The sequence below is a fragment of the Bacteroidota bacterium genome, from assembly GCA_018692315.1.
Taxonomy (GTDB): domain Bacteria; phylum Bacteroidota; class Bacteroidia; order Bacteroidales; family JABHKC01; genus JABHKC01.
In genome coordinates this window covers 12,248-30,277 of sequence record JABHKC010000148.1, presented here as the reverse complement: position 1 = coordinate 30,277, position 18,030 = coordinate 12,248, and the positions used below count along the sequence as shown (strand labels likewise).

Here is an 18,030-nt window from a genome sequence, read left to right as displayed (position 1 = left end):
CGAAATTCTACAAAATAAGGGAACTTCTTATTTCTTCAACCGGAGTTTTCAAAACATACATTGCGGCAACACTTGCCAATAGTGCATCTATATTACATTTTTTAATGATTATTGGAACTTTTTCAATTTCAATTATTTCTATTTTTTCATTTGCATGTAAAATCCATACTTTTCCTTCAGTAAGAATACAAGCAATTCCACCACTATCAACCAGCTTTTTTATTTCTGCATTGTCTGCTTTTTGTGTGAACAAAATTAATTGACTATAAAGTCTTTCTCTCATTTCGAGAACCAATTTATCGTCTGCATTCAATATAGTAAAGCCCTCTGTATAAACTTCTTCGGCAACTACAGATTTTGCATAGGCAACATCTTCTGCATCTCTAATGTGGTCGTATTCGTAATATTTCTCAATGCTTTCATCTATGTTCAGGACAATTCCAATATCGGCAAATTTATAAGCAATTCCGTATTCTAATATTGTTTCAACTGAAGTTTCTATAAGTACGGCATCTACAGTTGGATCTTTCAGTATAATTTCGGTATTGTGCGAGTCTATTGGATTTTCTTTGCTTAAACAATTATTATTGATAAAAAGTCCTTTTGAAGAAGCTATTCCTAATTTTGGATATTTTTTTTGCAAAAAAGTTCCAAATATTTCCATGAAAATATTTCTCCCGTTTGAGCCTGTAATAGAAAAAATCGGAATTCTAAAATGTTTGTTTTCAGGAAACAACATCTCAACAAATGGCTTTTGAACTTGCCTGGCTTTGCCTAAAGTGGGCTGAATGTGCATTCTAAAATCTGGTGCAGCATTCACTTCAATTAGTTTCCCATTATTGTCAATTATGGGTTTTGAAATATCAATGGTGATAATATCAACACCGGCAACATTAAGGTTTAGAATTTTGCTGATTCGCTCGGCCAAAAATATATTATATGGATGAACCAAATCAGTAAGATCGACCGATGAACCACCAAGACGCATATTGCAGGAATTTTTAAGGTAAAATATTTCGCCATTCTCCAAAATACTATCAAAAGTGTAGTTTTCGAGCTCAAGAATTTTCAAAGTATCTTCATCAATTTCTATTTTCGATAGCTTCGATTTATCTCCAAATTCCCTGTCGGGATGCGAATTTAGTCGGTTAAATAAGGTTTTCAAATTGTTGATTCCATCGCCAACAATGTGTGGTGCAACGAGCTGAACAGCAGCTACAAATTTATTATCAATCACTAAAAGCCTATATGTATTTCCCTCAATAAATTCTTGTGCAATAATTTCATCATCGAATTCATTAGCAAATTCAAAGGCGTTTTTTATTGTATCAGTTTTGTTCAAATTGACACTTATTCGTTTTCCCTGATAGCCAACTGCAGGTTTAATAACAATTGATTTTTGCAATTTCTGATGAAAAGCCAGAACTTCATTGATGTCATTTGTTAAAATCCTGTTGGGAATTGGGACACCGGCTTCTTTAAGAATTTGAGTTGTAAGAAACTTATTGTCACTTGTTTCAACAGCAATCAGGCTTGTATTTCCGGTTATTGTAGCACGAATAATTTGTTTGAATTTTCCCGTGCCAAGCTGAACTAAGTTATATTTATCTAATCGAATGGCAGGAATTCTTCTTTCGTTTGCTTCTTCAACAATTTTTTGCGTACTATATCCGAGAAGCTGTTTTTCGCGAATAAAAACTAAATTTTCAATCCCTTCTTTTAGCTCGAAATCCTTTTTTTGTAAAACTGAATTTATAAAGTTTAATGCTAATTTTCCTGCATAAATTCCCGCAATTTCATCGGCAAATCTGAATACTACATTATAAACTCCTTGCTTTTTTGTCATTCGAGTTTTGCCAAAACCAACTTCCATTCCTGCAAGTGTTTGTAGTTCGATTGCGATATGTTCCATTACATGTCCCAACAAAGTTCCTTCTTCTACTCTCACAAAAAAACCTCCGGGTTTTCCAATAGAACAAAAATGTTCGTGAAGCGATGGAAGGCAATTTTTTAAGTTTTCATAAAAATCAGGAATTTCATCGGTGAAAACTTCATCGTAGTCAGCAAGATTTATTCTAAAACGAATTACAGGACCTCCACTAAAATAGTTTGCACCGTTTAGAGTATGAATGTTTTCTAATTTTATAGGTCCATCAATTACTTGATAGTTTATAAATTTCGTAAGAGTATTGTTGTTTTCAAAGTTCATAAAATATTGATATTTAGTTGCTTTGTCTATTTATTTTCCTATAGTTATCTTAGTTTAATAATATTTAAATCTCTCGATTCCAACAAAATTGATAGTATTCAAAATGAAATCTTAATAATATTATCATGACAATTTGAGATTTAAAAATAATAAAATCAATGTTTCCGATCATTAAATTTTCACAAAAATGTCATTTATGTATGTTTTCAAGAAAATTTTATTAACTGTTATGAATAAAAAACTAAAATTGTTTTATTGTTCTGTTTGATAGGCAGATACATTGTTCAATTGTTAATAACTATTAAAGTTATTAACAATAATTACATAGTTATACACCATTTATTTTGCATTTTGGTGTCAAAGTGTGTAAAAAAAAATCAAATAAGGTCAAATAAGTTCAAAATAATATATATTTTTACCATACAAAATTTAATAATAATTTATGTCAACATTTTACGGCGAATATAATACTAAAATTGATGGGAAAGGTAGAATAATTCTACCATCTCCATTAAAAAAGGAATTTGATTCTGTCGATCAAACTGTTGTAATAATACAAATTGATAGTTTTGAAAAGTGCCTAAATTTGTTTTCTGTGGATGAATGGGAGAAAAAAGTTGAGAAAATTTATGAGAAATTAGATCCTGATGATAGAAACCAATCAAAACTTCTTGAACAGGTTTTCAGAAATATCACAAAACTTACCATAGCAGACAACGGACGAATGAATTTTCCGGAGAAAATGCTCAAGTATGCAAATTTGAAAACCAAAGCAACTTTCATCGGACAAAGAAACAGAATCAGAATCTGGGACCAGGATGAACTCACAAAAAGTCTATCGGAAATCGAAAATTTCGGTCAATCATACGAAAAGAATCTTACAAAATAGAGCTTAAAACTATATCCAAATGTCTAATTCGCAAAACACGGAAATATTTCATGTACCTGTTTTACTTAAAGAAAGTATAGATGGGCTAAATGTGCTGTCTGATGGAATTTATGTTGATGTAACTTTTGGAGGTGGAAGCTATTCTAAGCAAATTCTTTCTGCTTTAGGAGATGGAAAATTATTTGTTTTCGATCAGGACGAAGATGCTTTTAAGAATAGAATCAATGATGATAGAATTATTTATATAAAGCACAACTTCAGATTTTTGAAGTATTTTTTAAAATACCACCAAATTGAAAAAATTGATGGATTAGTTGCAGATCTCGGTGTTTCATCGAATCAGTTTGATACAGATTATAAGGGCTTTAGCTATCGTACAGATGGACCTCTCGATATGAGAATGAATAAAAAAGCTTCAATTTCGGCTAAAGAAGTTGTGAATAATTTCCATGAAAATGATTTGAAAAGAATTTTTTGGAAATATGGCGAAATAAAAAATACGAACAAGCTGGTTAAGCAAATTTGTGAATATAGGGCTTCAAATAAAATTGAGTCAATCAATAATTTTTTGGATTCGATAAGTCCTTGTGTTCCAAAGATAAACGATTATAAATATCTCTCGAAAGTTTTTCAGGCTATTAGGATTGAAGTGAATGATGAATTGACTTCCTTGAAAGAATTACTAATGCAGACAAAAGACCTACTGAAGATAAATGGTAGGGTTTCAATTGTTTCGTACCACTCTGCCGAAGATAAGATTGTTAAGAATTTTTTCAAAAGCGGGAATTTCGAGGGTATAGTAAAAAAGGATTTGTACGGTAATAAAATTGTTGATATTGAGCCTGTTAATACAAAGGTTATTGTGCCCGATGAATTTGAGATTGAGAAAAACAAAAGATCGAGATCTGGGAAATTGAGAATAGCAAAGAAAATTCTTTAAGATGAAAAAAAATCAAGATACTAAAAATATAGACAGTGAAAATAGAATAAATTTCACAGAAATTATAAATGGAGCTATAATAAATAATTTTGTCAGCAAAAACAGAATCTTTATACTTTTCGTTTTCCTTTTGGTAATTGCCTATATATCTAATAGTTATAATGCAGAAAGTGTTGCAAGAAGAAGCTTTGCTTTAGAAGAAGAAGTCAAACAACTTAAGGCAGAATATATAGAAAATGTATCGAACAATATGTATTCAAGATTGCAAACACAAACACAAAAGAAAATTGACAGTCTGAATATGAATTTGAAGATTTCGAAATATCCACCCAAAAAAATTGTGGTAGATTATGATTGAAAACGATAGAAAAATAAAAGCAAAAATGCTGGGGAAATTCAAGTTTGTTTTTTTGCTTGTCAGTATATTTTTCGTATTAGCAATTTTTAGAATACTTCATCTTCAAATTGTTGAAGGTGATAAATGGAAAGAATACAGCAAATATTCACAAAGATATGAACCTATTGAGGCAAAAAGAGGAAATATATACAGCGATGACGGTAAGTTGCTTGTTAGCACAGTTTCGGTTTATGAAGTTCGAATGGATTTAATTACACCCGCAATTACAGATAAAATATTTAACAGAAATGTCGATTCTCTATCAATATGTCTTGCAAAATTTCACAATAAAACAAAAGATTATTATAAAAATCGAATAATAAAAGCAAGAAGGAAAAAGAATAGAGGCTTTTCAATTGCAAAAGATATTTCATACAATCAATTATTAGAGATTAAAAAATTCCCAATTTTAAGAAGAGGACGATTTTATGGTGGCATGCTTATTACCGAAAGTAATAGTCGAGCAAGATTGTTTAAAGGATTAGCTGACAGAACATTAGGGAATTTAAGAGTAGTTGATTCAGACGATAGTCAAAAGCAAAAAAAAGTAGGATATGCAGGTTTAGAAGGAGCTTTCGATGGATTTCTTAAAGGTAAAGAAGGAATACAATTAGAAGAAAAAATTGCTGGAAATTTGTGGATTTCGGTAAATAAAGGAAACACGATTGAACCACAATCCGGCTCAGATATTGTATCTACTTTAAATATTGAAATTCAGGATATTGCTCATAATTCTTTAATGAAAAACTTGAAAAAGTACGATGCCGATTACGGAGTTGCAATTGTTATGGAGGTAGAAACCGGAGAGATAAAGGCTATAGTTAATCTCGATAAAACTTCGACAGGATATAGGGAAACAAAAAATCGTGCAATTGGAACTTTGGTTGAACCGGGCTCAACCTTCAAATTGGCATCATATATGGCTCTGTTAGACGAAAATCTTATTGACACAAATGATATAGTCGATATTGAAGATGGTACATTTTATTATATGGGCAAAAAATTCAAAGATTCTGACGATGAAACTACTGGAAAAATTACTATAAAAAGAGGTTTTGAGATTTCATCGAATGTTGCAATTGTAAAAACTATAATTGCGAAATTCAAAAATAATCCTCAAGCTTTTGTCTCCAAGCTGAAAGAATTTAATCTCGGTGAAAAATTAGAAATCCCCTTAATCGGCGAAGCTCAACCAATTCTTAGAAATCCTGATGATACTCTTTGGTCTGGAATTTCCTTACCTCAAATGTCGTATGGATATGAAATTATGTTAACTCCCTTGCAGATTTTGCATTTATATAATGCAATAGCGAACGATGGAGTACCTGTAAAACCTATGTTTATAAAACATTTACGTTCCGACGAAAAAATTACCAAAACATTTAAATCCCAAAGGAAGCCAACAATTTGTTCGAAAAAAACTTTAAGAAAAATGCAAAAAATGCTTGAAGGAGTTGTTGAGAATGGAACTGCAACAAATTTGAAAGATAAATATTGCAAGATTGCCGGAAAAACTGGAACAACACAATTGACATATAATAATAGGTCAAAGAAAATGGAATATCAATCAACTTTCGCCGGGTATTTTCCTAGCAATGATCCAAAATATTCATGTATTGTGATAATAAATAATCCAAAAGGCTGGAATTATTATGGTGCAACTGTTGCTGGTCCTGTTTTCAAAGATATTGCTTTAAGCACTTATTCGAAAATGAACGAACTTCACGAGGATATTTCTGAAATTGCAGAAAATCAAGATATTATATCTATTCTGCCTACCTCGAAAAGTGGCAAAAAGCTTGAAATTGAGAATGTTTTGGAAGAGTTGAAAATCCCTATGAATGCAAAGCTGACCAAATCTGCATGGGTTTCAACAAAAAAGGAAGAAAAAGAAATTTCTTTGAAAAGCAGAAAAATTTCAGAATATAAAAACATAGTTCCAAATGTAAGAGATATGGGGCTTCAAGATGCTTTGTATCTTTTGGAGAATTGCGGTTTGAGGGTGATTTTTTCAGGAACAGGCAGAGTAAAAAATCAATCGATCTTACAAGGTACAAAAATCAGAAAAGGTACCTCAATTAAAATAGTACTTGGATAAAATTGAATATATAGTGAAAAACCTAAATGAAATATTAGATAGTGTAGAAATTGTTTCAAAAACTAATTGGAACAATTGCGAAATCAAAAATATCCACTTTGATTCGCGAAAGGTGGCAAAAAACGATTTGTTTGTTGCGATAGTTGGTTTATTGTCAGATGGGCACAATTTTATAAACAAGGCTATCGAAAATGGTGCTTCAGTTATTGTTTGCGAAAATCTTCCTGAAAACCTGAACGAAAAAGTTATCTATTGCACTGTCAAAAATTCGAGTGCTGCACTTGCAATTATCGCTACAAATTATTTCGATCACCCAAGTAAAAATATTCAATTAGTTGGAATTACAGGTACAAATGGGAAAACTTCAATAGCAACGCATTTATACAAATTATTTTCAGGAATTGGGTTTAAATGTGGCTTGCTTTCTACCGTTGAAAACATTATTGACGGTGAATCTATTGCTTCAACTCATACAACTCCAGATCCTATTCAGTTGAACAGTTTACTAAGTAAAATGCTTGAAATTGGTTGCGAATATTGTTTTATGGAAGTTAGTTCACATGCAATCGTTCAACACAGGATTGGCGGATTGTATTTTGCCGGAGCAATTTTCACAAATCTTACACACGAACATCTCGACTATCATAAAACTTTCAAAGAATATTTGAACGCAAAGAAACTTTTCTTCGACAATTTGCCAAAAGCTGCTTTTGCTCTAATCAATATAGACGACAAGAATGCTAAGGTTATGGTACAGAATTGTTTGGCTAATACAAAAACTTATGCCTTAAAATCATTTGCCGATTTTTCATGCAAAATTTTAGAATTGAGTTTTGAGGGAATGTTGCTGAAAATTGAAAAACAAGAAATTTGGACAAAATTTATTGGCGAGTTTAATGCCTATAATTTTCTTGCAGTTTATTCTACTGCTATTTTGCTTAAAGCTAAGAGAGAAGAAATATTACCGTTTTTAAGCAATCTTGATAGTGTGAAAGGACGTTTTGAAATTGCAAAATCGAAATCCGGAAAAATTGCAATTGTCGATTACGCACATACTCCCGATGCTTTGAAAAATGTTTTAAAAGCTATAAAAAACGTTAAGAATTCCAACAAAATAATTGCAGTTGTAGGAGCCGGTGGAAATCGTGATAAGTCTAAGCGTCCATTAATGGCAAAAATTGTTGCTGAGAATAGCGACTTAGCCATTTTTACATCAGATAATCCTCGAAACGAAAATCCCGATGAAATTATTAATGATATGGTTTCGGGAATAGAACAAAGTAAAGAAGACAAAATTATTGCTATTAAAAATCGAAAAGAAGCTATCAAAACTGCTTGTATCATGGCTTCTAAACAAGATATTATTCTTATAGCCGGCAAAGGGCACGAATGTACCCAAGAAATTCAAGGAGTAAAATATCCTTTCGACGATAAAGAAATATTTTCCAATTTAAATTGTTAGAAACCAAATATTTAAACCAATAAAATGCTATATCATCTTTTCCTATATTTAGATCAATTCGATATTCCGGGGGCAGGAATGTTCAAATATATTACTTTTCGTTCTGCCATGGCGGTTATCACATCTCTCATACTTTCAATGCTTTACGGTAAAAAAATAATTAATGTATTGCAAAAAAAGCAAATTGGAGAAACAATAAGAGACCTTGACCTCGAAGGTCAGATGCAAAAAAAGGGAACTCCAACCATGGGAGGTTTAATTATTCTTGGATCAATTTTGATTCCTACTTTGTTGTTTGCTGATATCACAAATATTTATATTATTCTATTGATTATCACTACTGTATGGCTTGGAATTATAGGATTTGTTGACGATTATATAAAGGTATTCAAAAAAAATAAGGAAGGACTACGAAGTCGTTCAAAAATTATCGGTCAGGTTGGATTAGGTTTTATTGTGGGCGTAACTATGTTTTTTAGTTCCGATATTGTAGTGCGAGAAAAAGCAGAATTGCCAATTGAAAATGATACTGAATTAATTCAAAACAGTGCTCAAAAGACTGAAATTACAGATTTTTTCAGCAATGAAAAAAAATCGACCAAAACCACAATCCCTTTTTTCAAAAACAACGAATTCGACTATTCATGGATAGTATCTTTTCTTGGCGAAAAAGGAAGAAAATATGGAGTTTGGATAGTGTTTATCATCATTGTAATATTCATAATAACAGCAGTTTCGAATGGGGCTAATCTTACAGATGGGCTTGATGGATTAGCAACCGGAGTTTCTGCCATCACAGCATCAATTCTTGGAATTTTAGCTTATGTTTCGAGTAACTTTATACTTGCTAATTATTTGAATATTATGTTTATACCAAATTCTGCTGAGCTTGTAATTTTTGCTTCAGCACTGTTTGGCTCAACTGTTGGTTTTCTTTGGTTTAATTCGTATCCGGCTCAGGTTTTTATGGGAGATACCGGCTCTCTTGCTCTTGGAGGAATAATTGCAGTTTTTGCAATCGTAATTCGCAAAGAGCTCTTAATTCCAATTTTGTGTGGGATATTTTTAATCGAAAATATTTCTGTTATACTGCAAGTAACTTATTTTAAATACACTAAGAAAAAATTTGGTGCAGGACGAAGAATATTTAAAATGGCTCCATTACATCATCATTACCAAAAACTTGGCTATCCCGAGTCAAAAATTGTTCTTAGATTTTGGATCGTAGGAATTCTTCTCGCTGTAATAACTATTGTAACACTAAAAATCAGATAGCGAAAAGCAAAATATCAAAAATTTTATGATATGAAGAAAACAAAAAAAATAAAACGAATAGTTATCCTTGGTGCCGGAGAAAGCGGAGTTGGTGCCGCAATTCTTGCCAAAAATAAAGGCTATGAAATTTTTGTTTCAGATTTTTCAAAGATTAAATCTAAATACAAAAAACTTTTGAATACTTATTCAATTCAATTTGAGGAAAATGGGCATTCAGAAAATTTAATTCTCACAGCTGATGAAATTGTTAAAAGTCCCGGAATTTCAGAAAAAGCTGAAATCATTACTAAAATTAGGAATAGAAATATAAGAATAATCTCTGAAATAGAATTTGCTGGAAGATATACTGATGCCGTAAAGATTTGTATTACAGGCAGTAATGGGAAAACAACCACAACATTATTGATTTATGAAATGCTTAAAAATTCTGGTTTCAGAGTAGGGCTTGCCGGAAATATTGGGAAAAGTCTTGCCTATCAAATTGCAAATGAAGCAGAAGAAAAAATACAATATTGGGTTATAGAATTAAGCAGTTTTCAGCTTGACGGAATGTACGATTTTAAAGCGGAAATTGCTACACTTATGAATATTACACCCGATCATCTCGATAGATATAACTACAATATGAAAGAATACATTGAGTCTAAATTCAGGATAATTCAGAATCAAACTAAAAATGATCATTTCATCTATTGTGGCGACGATCAGGCAATATTTGATGAGATACAAAGGCTAAATATTAATTCTAAGAAACATTCATTTACACTTTCAAATAATAAAAATAATTCGGCATATATGGAAAATAATAGATTTTTTCTCAAAGAAATTGAGGATTGCTCTGTTGCTATAGAAAATTTGTCATTAAAGGGAAAACATAATGTTTATAATTCAATGGCAGCAGGGATTGTGGGTAGTACTTTAAAAATAAGAAAAGAGGTAATCAGAAAAAGTCTGGAAAATTTTAAGGGTGTAGAGCACAGGCTTGAATATCATATTAAAGTGCGTGGAATTCAGTTTATTAACGATTCAAAAGCAACTAATGTAAATTCAACATGGTATGCTCTCGAAAGTATGAAAACCCCTGTTGTGTGGATAGCCGGCGGTATTGACAAAGGCAATGATTATAAAATTCTTCACGATTTAGTTAAAGACAAAGTTAAAACTTTGATTTGCCTCGGAAAAAATAACTCGAAACTTGTAGAATATTTCAAAGATATTGTTGATGAAATAATTGAAACAGATTCGATGGAAAAAGCTGTAAATGAGGCTTATAATCATGGCATGCCGGATGATACAGTCTTGCTTTCGCCTGCTTGTGCAAGTTTCGATCTTTTCAATAACTACGAAGACAGAGGAACGCAATTTAAAGAAGAAGTGCGAAATTTATAATTCTTTATCCGAAATAAATCTACAATTACTTTAAGAAAAAATGAAAGAACTCAGTGGCAAATTATTAAAAGGAGATAAAATGATTTGGACAATAATGATTGTTTTGTCATTTATTTCTATAGTTGTAGTTTATAGCGCAATAGAAGCTTTACCAATTAGGCACGACAACACAAGTACTACAAAATTAATTTTGCGTCATGCCGGTTTTCTTTCTATTGGTTTTTTAATGGCAATATTTGTGCATAGAATACCAAACAATTACTTTTCAAATTTATCTATACTTTTTGTAGCACTTTCACTTGTCTTATTGGTTTTGACTTTGATTTTTGGAGAAACCGACGATGAAGCTACAAGACGCTTGAAAATTCTTGGAATTTCATTTCAAACTTCCGACTTAGCAAAGTTTGCTATGATAATGTTCATTGCAAGAATTTTATCTAAAAATCAGCATGACATGGGAAACTACAAAAAAGTTATTGTCCCAATTCTTGCAATTTTATTGCCAATGTGTGGTTTAATTTTGCCATCAAATTTGTCCACAGCAGCACTTTTATTTTTGGCTTCAATAATTCTTATGTTTATTGGAAATGTGAGATATAAACACTTGTTTGTCTTATTTTCTACAATAATTGGCACTTTATTGTTGATTTCTGTTGTTTCCCGTCCATTTACCGACAAATTCAGGATAGAAACCTGGATAAACAGAGTCGTGGATTTTTATGAAAATATGGATGGAAATATTCAAGTTCGACAAGCTAAAACTGCGGTAGTTTCAGCGGGAGTTTTTGGGAAAGGTCCTGGAAATGGAACTCAACGTAGTTTTTTGCCCGAAGCACAATCAGATTATGTTTATGCTATGATTGTTGAAGAATATGGAATTTTTGGTTCTGCTTTTGTTTTTTTTATATACATCGTTCTATTATACAGAGCCGGAGTTATTTTGAGACGATGTCCGCATCATTTTGGTGGACTGCTTGCAGCGGGATTGTCTATAAGTCTTGTTCTACAAGCAATGGTGAATATTGCAGTTTCTTTAAGTATGATGCCTGTAACTGGTCAAACTTTGCCATTAATTAGTATGGGCGGTACATCAATCATTTTCACAAGTGCCTCTTTAGGAATTATTCTCTCAGTAAGTAATTCTCCAAGAAAAATTGAAAAAATATGAGTAAAACGACTAAAATAATTATTTCAGGAGGAGGAACAGGAGGGCATATTTTTCCAGCTATTTCAATAGCAAATGCTTTGAAGAAAATTGATAGTAGCATTGAAATTTTATTTGTTGGTGCGAAAAATAGAATGGAAATGGAGAAAATCCCAGCAGCAGGATATAAAATTGTTGGGCTTCCGATAATTGGATTACAGCGGAAGTTTTCGCTAAAAAATATTGTTGTTGTTGTTAAACTTTTATTAAGTCTGATAAAATCGAAAAAAATATTAAAGAAATTTGAAGCAGATGTAGCTGTTGGTGTTGGAGGATATGCCAGTGGAGCAGTAGTTTATGTGGCTTCTCATCTTGGAATCCCAACTTTATTGCAAGAGCAAAATTCTTATCCGGGCATAACAAATAAATTGCTTTCGAAAAAGGCTGACAAAATTTGTGTTGCATATAATAGTATGGACAAATATTTTCCAGCTCAAAAAATAGTATTGACAGGAAATCCAATAAGGCAAAATGTTTTGAACAATAAAATTGATAGAATCGAAGCATTAAAATATTTTGGCTTGAAACCGAACAAAAAAACTCTATTAATAATTGGCGGAAGTCTTGGAGCAAAAACCATAAATGATAGTATTTCGTCATTTATTGAAAAAATTGGGAAAAGTGAAATTCAAATGATATGGCAGACCGGGCAATATTATTTCAATGAAGTTGAAGAATTTGTTACACCTTTTAGTTTTGAAAATATTTGTGTAACAAAATTTATTTCTCGAATGGATTATGCTTTCTCGATTGCAGATTTAGTGATTTCGCGTGCTGGTGCAGGAACTATCTCTGAACTTTGTGTGCTTGAAAAACCAACAATTTTTGTTCCTTCTCCAAATGTTACTGAAGATCATCAAACTAAAAATGCTCAAGCAATTGTAGATTTGGATGGTGCAATTCTAATAATAGACAGAGAAGCAGAACAAAAGCTTGTAGATGTGGCATTTAAACTTATTTACGACGAAGAAAAATTGAAATCATTGTCGGAGAATATTGCAAAAATGGCCCTAAGAAACTCGGATGAAATTATAGCGAAGGAAGTTTTAAAACTTTGTAAAACAACAAAATAGCAAAAAAGTGAAAAAATTTAGAAAGGTGTTTTGCCTTGGAATAGGAGGAATTGGCATAAGTTCGCTTGCAAGATATTATCATGCAATGGGTTATGAGGTAGCCGGTTACGACAAAACTAAAACTAAATTGACCGATACTTTACAAGCCGAAGGTATAAATATTCATTTCGAAGATGATGAAAAAAATATTCCTGAAACGTTTAAAAATCATGTAGATACAATAATAATTTATACTCCGGCAATTCCGAAAAATAGTGAAGAATTAAATTTTTTCAGAAACGAACAATTTAAAATATATAAAAGAGCAGAAATTTTGGGATTGATAACAAGAGATAAAAACTCTATTGCCGTTGCCGGAACACATGCAAAAACTACCGTTTCGTCTATGATTGCTCATATTTGCACGAAACAGAAAATTGATTGTACTGCATTTTTGGGCGGAATTTCAAAAAGCAATAATAGCAATTTAATGATTGGAAAAGATAATTGTTATGTGCTTGAAGCCGATGAATTTGATCGTTCTTTCTTACAACTTTATCCGGAAATTGCTGTGATTACATCAATGGACCCCGATCATTTGGATATTTATGAAAATAAATTGAACCTGCAAAAGGCTTTTTTCAAATTTGCCTCACAAGTTAAAGAAGGTGGAAAACTATTGATAAACTTCAAGATTAAGCAAGAGTTTGAGAAGCACACAAATGCAAAATTTTATACATACTCTATTGATAATGAAAATGCTGATTTTTGGGCAAAAAATATAAGAATTAAAAATTCAGTTTACGTTTTTGATTTTGTTTCTCAAAATATTGAAATTAAGGATTTTGAGTTAAAAATGCCTGGTATAATAAATGTTGAAAATGCTATTGCTGCACTTTCAGCAGTAGTTTTATTTGATGCAAATACATCTAATTTAAATACTTCACTCAAGGATTTTGAAGGAATAAATAGAAGATTCGATTATCAAATAAAGGAAGAAAATTTGGTTTTTATTGATGACTATGCTCATCATCCACAGGAATTGATTGAAACTATAACTTCTGTTAAAAAGCTTTTTCCAAAGAAAACTATAAGCGGAATTTTTCAGCCTCATCTATTCAGTCGAACAAAAGATTTTTATAAAGAATTTGCTGAAAGTTTGAGTTTATTGGATGAATTGTTTCTTTTGGATATTTATCCTGCTCGCGAAGAAGCTATCGAAAATGTTAGCTCAAAATTGATATTCGATGAAGTAAAAATTGAAAATAAGCACTTATGTTCTAAAAATGATATTATCGAAATTATTAAAAAAAATAAATTTGAACTTTTACTAACATTAGGTGCCGGTGATATTGATAAATTAGTTGAACCAATAAAAAACGTGCTGTTAAAAAAATGAAAACCCCTAAAAATCAAAATATAAAAAAAACTAATCGTTTAGGTCCCATTGTATTATGGTCGGTATTTCTTGTTTTTTTAATTACAAGCATTAGTTTTGTTTCTTTCAAAAGGAAAAATATCAGCTATGAAAATATACAAATTGAGATAGATACTTCATTAAACAAATTTGTAAGTGAATCTGAAATAATTGAAATATTAGAAAAAAGTAAAATAAATCTAAAAAAACAAGATATTGATAGCATAAACACTGCTCAAATTGAAACTACTATTGAAAATCATCCATCTATCGAAAATGCAGAAGTTTATTTTACTTTTAGAGGAAATCTAATGATTGAAATTGTACAAAGAAAGCCAATTCTACGTATTATAAATCAACCTAAAATAGATATTTATATCGATGAAAATGAAGATATTATGCCTACTTCAACAAATTATACCGCTCATGTTTTGGTTGCAACAGGCCATATTACAAAAAGTGATATTATAAAATATGAAGAGAGCAAAAATGCAAATTCTGATGAAAAAGATTTGGGAATAATTAAGAAAATTATTGAATTGTCAAACTTTATAAGTTCAAACAAATTTTGGAAATCGCAGATAGAACATATTGAAATTGATGAAAACAAAGATTTTATCTTAATTCCGAGAGTTGGAGCACATAAGGTTTTATTGGGCGATATTACAAATATAGAAATCAAATTCAAAAATTTGATGAACTTTTACAACAAAGCCTTAAAAGTGGAAGGTTGGGGAAAGTATAAAACAATTAATTTAAAATTTGAAAATCAAATAGTTTGCACTAAAAAACTAAAATATCAGTAATTAATAAACAAAAGAAAGGTTATACTATATAAAACATATGCTTATGGAAATGAAACATATAACTGCAATCGACATTGGGACAACAAAAACTGTTGTGTTGATTGCACAGATTAAAGAATCGGGACAAATTGAGATTCTCGGAATAGGAACTTCTACATCAAAAGGAATAAAAAAAGGTGTAGTGAAAAATGTTGAAGAAACGGTTAATTCTATTGAGGAAGCTATCGAAATGGCAACAAAAAACTACGATTATGAATTAAATAATATTTTTGTAGGTGTAACAAGCCATCAGATAAAAACGATTTTCAACAAAGGTTCGCGATATATCGAAAACAAAAATAATGAGATTTCTGCCGATGATGTTCGATTATTGATTGATGAAATGAATAAGATTTCAATAGGATTGGACGAAGAAATTTTAGAAATAATTCCACAAGCATACATTATTGATGGCGATCCTGAAGAATCAAATCCAATAGGTATTACTGCAAACAGGCTTGAAGCTGATTTCAAAATAATTACAAATAAGCAAATCTCGAAAATTGGAATTGAAAAGAGCCTGAATCGAATAAATTTGAAATATAATCAGGTATTTCTAAATCCGGTTGCTTCGGCAGCTTCTGTATTGTCTCCGGACGAAATAGAAGCCGGAGTTGTTCTTGTAGATATAGGAGCAGGTGTTACTGATGTAGCTATATTTTACGATAATATTGTTCGTCATATTGCAGTCATTCCTTTTGGTGGCAATGTTGTTACTCGAGATATTAAAGAAGGTTGCCAAATTTTGTTGAGAGATGCAGAATTGCTTAAAATTCAGTTTGGTTCGGCAATTGGAGACGGTGCTCCTGAAGATAAAGTAGTATCTATTGCAGGAATAAATGGAAGAAAACCTAAAGAAATTTCATTCAAAAGTTTAGCATATATCATTCAAGCCCGAATTGAAGAAATTGCCGAACAAGTTGCATTCGAAATTGAGAAATCAAAATATTTCGATATAATTGGTGCAGGAATTGTTGTTACTGGTGGCGGAGCTTTATTAAGAAACCTTGACGAATTATTGGCTTTTAAAACAGGAATGGAAGTAAGAATTGGTATTCCATTTGAAGATAAATTTGAAAACTTGGATATCGAATTGCAGAAACCCGAATTTTCTACAGCACTTGGGATTCTCATCGAGGCAAGCGATTATGAGGATTCACTCCAAGCGATAAAAAAAGCAAAAGATCAAACTAAACCTGCAATTCAAAACAGTGATAATGATGTTGAGCCGGATGGTAAAAATGTTGACAATGGCGGAGTTTTGGGATTTTTCAAAAACTTGCTTACTGATAAAAACATGCAATAAAAATAAGTCAGATTTATAAACCTTAAAATATTCAATTATGGACAATGAACTATTAGACTTTGATTTTCCCACAAAAAAACAGTCGATTATAAAGGTTTGTGCAGTTGGTGGAGGTGGAGGCAATGCCGTTAATCATATGTTTAAATATGGAATTAACGATGTTGATTATATGATTTGCAATACAGACTGGCAGGCATTGGAAGAAAGCCCAATCCGAAAGAAAATACAATTGGGACCTAGCCTAACCGAAGGAAAAGGGGCAGGAAATATTCCAAAAAAAGGAAAAGAGTCAGCCATCGAAAGTTCTCACGAGATTGAAAAAGAACTTGAAGATACAAAAATGATTTTTGTAACTGCCGGAATGGGCGGTGGAACAGGGACGGGTGCTGCTCCGGTAATTTCAAAAATTGCGAAAGACTTAAATATATTAACAATTGGGGTTGTAACCGTACCATTCAGATTTGAAGGTGAAGTTCGGTTCAATCAAGCTTTGGAAGGAATTGAAGAGATGCGAAAATACGTAGATTCGCTCCTTGTTATAGATAATGAAAAGCTTCGTTTCCTTTATGGAAATTTGAAAATGACAGACGCATTTTCGAAGGCTGACGATGTTTTAACCTCAGCTGTGAAAGGAATCGCTGAAATTATTACTGTTCACGGTTATGTAAATGTAGATTTTGCTGATGTAAGAACGGTTATGAATGCTAGTGGAGATGCAATTATGGGAACAGGAATTGCCTCGGGCGAAAATCGGGCAATTGATGCAATCAAAAACAGTTTGCATTCACCCTTGTTAAACAGCACGAATATTAGAGGAGCAAAGAATATTTTGCTGAATGTGGCTTCAGGCACAGAAGAATGTAGCATAGAGGAACTTTCGCAGATAACTGATTTTGTGCAAGGGCAAGTTGGACAAAATGTTCAAATTATCTGGGGAAACTGCACAGATACAAAATTAGAAAACAATCTTAGTGTAACAATTATTGCAACAGGTTTTCAATCGGAACTAATAAACAAAACACTTGATAGAAAAAATAGAATTGAGAAAAAAGAAATTGTAACACTTAAATCTGATTTAAATACAATTGAAAACAAGAGGGTAAAACCTATTCGAGTTGTTCCGAGAATTGAAGAGACAGAAAAACTCAGCTTTCAGAATCAAAACATTGAAAAGGAAAAGATTACAAACCTGAATACAGAAAATTCAACATTAAATAATTCTAACGATAAGTCTATCAAGAAATATGTAAAGAGAAACAAAAAGACAACAGATAATACCGATCAACTTCGCGCTTTCCCTCAAATGCCGGTAGAACCTGAACGGCTAAAACAAAGGAAAAAAGTTATAAAAGAAAAGAAGGAAAAGAAGAAAAACGGTTTTATAAAAAAAATAGGAAGAACAATCGTAGAATTTCAGAAAGAATTAAATCTAACATTCGCTTCGGATACACTCGTTGGAGATTCTACAGAAGAAAATAGTATTAAGGAAAAAAGTTAACAAATTATAATACAATAGAATGTTCCTGATTGAAAAATTTATTTTAAAA

General features: G+C 31.6%; 14 protein-coding genes. 13 read left to right on the top strand and 1 reads right to left on the bottom strand.

Going from position 1 to position 18,030, the window contains the following annotated elements:
- Window positions 1-7 precede the first annotated feature (7 nt).
- On the bottom strand, window positions 8-2,209 hold the full coding sequence (locus HN894_10955) for an ATP-grasp domain-containing protein (protein MBT7143846.1): 2,202 nt from the start codon (window positions 2,207-2,209) through the stop codon (window positions 8-10).
- A 442-nt stretch (window positions 2,210-2,651) separates the two neighbouring features.
- On the opposite strand from HN894_10955, the gene HN894_10950 reads away from it, so the two are divergent.
- From HN894_10950 to ftsZ, 13 genes are read left to right on the top strand one after another with little or no spacing between them, the layout of a single operon-like run.
- Entirely contained in the window at window positions 2,652-3,098 is a 447-nt protein-coding gene (locus tag HN894_10950) for a hypothetical protein (protein ID MBT7143845.1), read from the top strand.
- Window positions 3,099-3,117: 19 nt separating this feature from the next.
- Entirely contained in the window at window positions 3,118-4,038 is a 921-nt protein-coding gene (gene rsmH, locus HN894_10945; protein MBT7143844.1) for a 16S rRNA (cytosine(1402)-N(4))-methyltransferase RsmH, read from the top strand.
- 1 nt (window position 4,039) lies between these two features.
- The gene (locus HN894_10940) at window positions 4,040-4,396 is read left to right on the top strand and encodes a hypothetical protein (GenBank protein ID MBT7143843.1); all 357 of its coding nucleotides are present in this window, start codon (window positions 4,040-4,042) and stop codon (window positions 4,394-4,396) included.
- Window positions 4,389-6,533 (top strand): transpeptidase family protein, encoded by a 2,145-nt coding sequence (locus HN894_10935; protein ID MBT7143842.1) that lies wholly within the window; start codon window positions 4,389-4,391, stop codon window positions 6,531-6,533. The genes HN894_10940 and HN894_10935 overlap by 8 nt, the downstream gene beginning before the upstream one ends.
- Window positions 6,534-6,546: 13 nt before the next feature.
- Entirely contained in the window at window positions 6,547-7,995 is a 1,449-nt protein-coding gene (locus HN894_10930) for a UDP-N-acetylmuramoyl-L-alanyl-D-glutamate--2,6-diaminopimelate ligase (GenBank protein ID MBT7143841.1), read from the top strand.
- A 24-nt stretch (window positions 7,996-8,019) separates the two neighbouring features.
- Window positions 8,020-9,270 (top strand): phospho-N-acetylmuramoyl-pentapeptide-transferase, encoded by a 1,251-nt coding sequence (locus HN894_10925; GenBank protein MBT7143840.1) that lies wholly within the window; start codon window positions 8,020-8,022, stop codon window positions 9,268-9,270.
- 30 nt (window positions 9,271-9,300) lie between these two features.
- Window positions 9,301-10,659 (top strand): UDP-N-acetylmuramoyl-L-alanine--D-glutamate ligase, encoded by a 1,359-nt coding sequence (gene murD, locus HN894_10920; GenBank protein ID MBT7143839.1) that lies wholly within the window; start codon window positions 9,301-9,303, stop codon window positions 10,657-10,659.
- A 40-nt stretch (window positions 10,660-10,699) separates the two neighbouring features.
- Window positions 10,700-11,827: an FtsW/RodA/SpoVE family cell cycle protein gene (locus HN894_10915; GenBank protein ID MBT7143838.1), complete on the top strand. Its 1,128-nt coding sequence runs from the start codon at window positions 10,700-10,702 to the stop codon at window positions 11,825-11,827.
- Window positions 11,824-12,936 (top strand): undecaprenyldiphospho-muramoylpentapeptide beta-N-acetylglucosaminyltransferase, encoded by a 1,113-nt coding sequence (murG, locus tag HN894_10910; GenBank protein ID MBT7143837.1) that lies wholly within the window; start codon window positions 11,824-11,826, stop codon window positions 12,934-12,936. The genes HN894_10915 and murG overlap by 4 nt, the downstream gene beginning before the upstream one ends.
- A 7-nt stretch (window positions 12,937-12,943) precedes the next feature.
- Window positions 12,944-14,314 carry a UDP-N-acetylmuramate--L-alanine ligase gene (locus tag HN894_10905; GenBank protein ID MBT7143836.1) on the top strand — a complete coding sequence of 457 codons (1,371 nt, stop codon included), beginning with the start codon at window positions 12,944-12,946 and terminating at the stop codon, window positions 14,312-14,314.
- Entirely contained in the window at window positions 14,311-15,138 is an 828-nt protein-coding gene (locus HN894_10900) for an FtsQ-type POTRA domain-containing protein (GenBank protein ID MBT7143835.1), read from the top strand. The genes HN894_10905 and HN894_10900 overlap by 4 nt, the downstream gene beginning before the upstream one ends.
- Window positions 15,139-15,181: 43 nt before the next feature.
- The gene (ftsA, locus tag HN894_10895) at window positions 15,182-16,483 is read left to right on the top strand and encodes a cell division protein FtsA (GenBank protein ID MBT7143834.1); all 1,302 of its coding nucleotides are present in this window, start codon (window positions 15,182-15,184) and stop codon (window positions 16,481-16,483) included.
- 37 nt (window positions 16,484-16,520) lie between these two features.
- The gene (gene ftsZ / locus HN894_10890) at window positions 16,521-17,981 is read left to right on the top strand and encodes a cell division protein FtsZ (GenBank protein MBT7143833.1); all 1,461 of its coding nucleotides are present in this window, start codon (window positions 16,521-16,523) and stop codon (window positions 17,979-17,981) included.
- Window positions 17,982-18,030 lie beyond the last annotated feature (49 nt).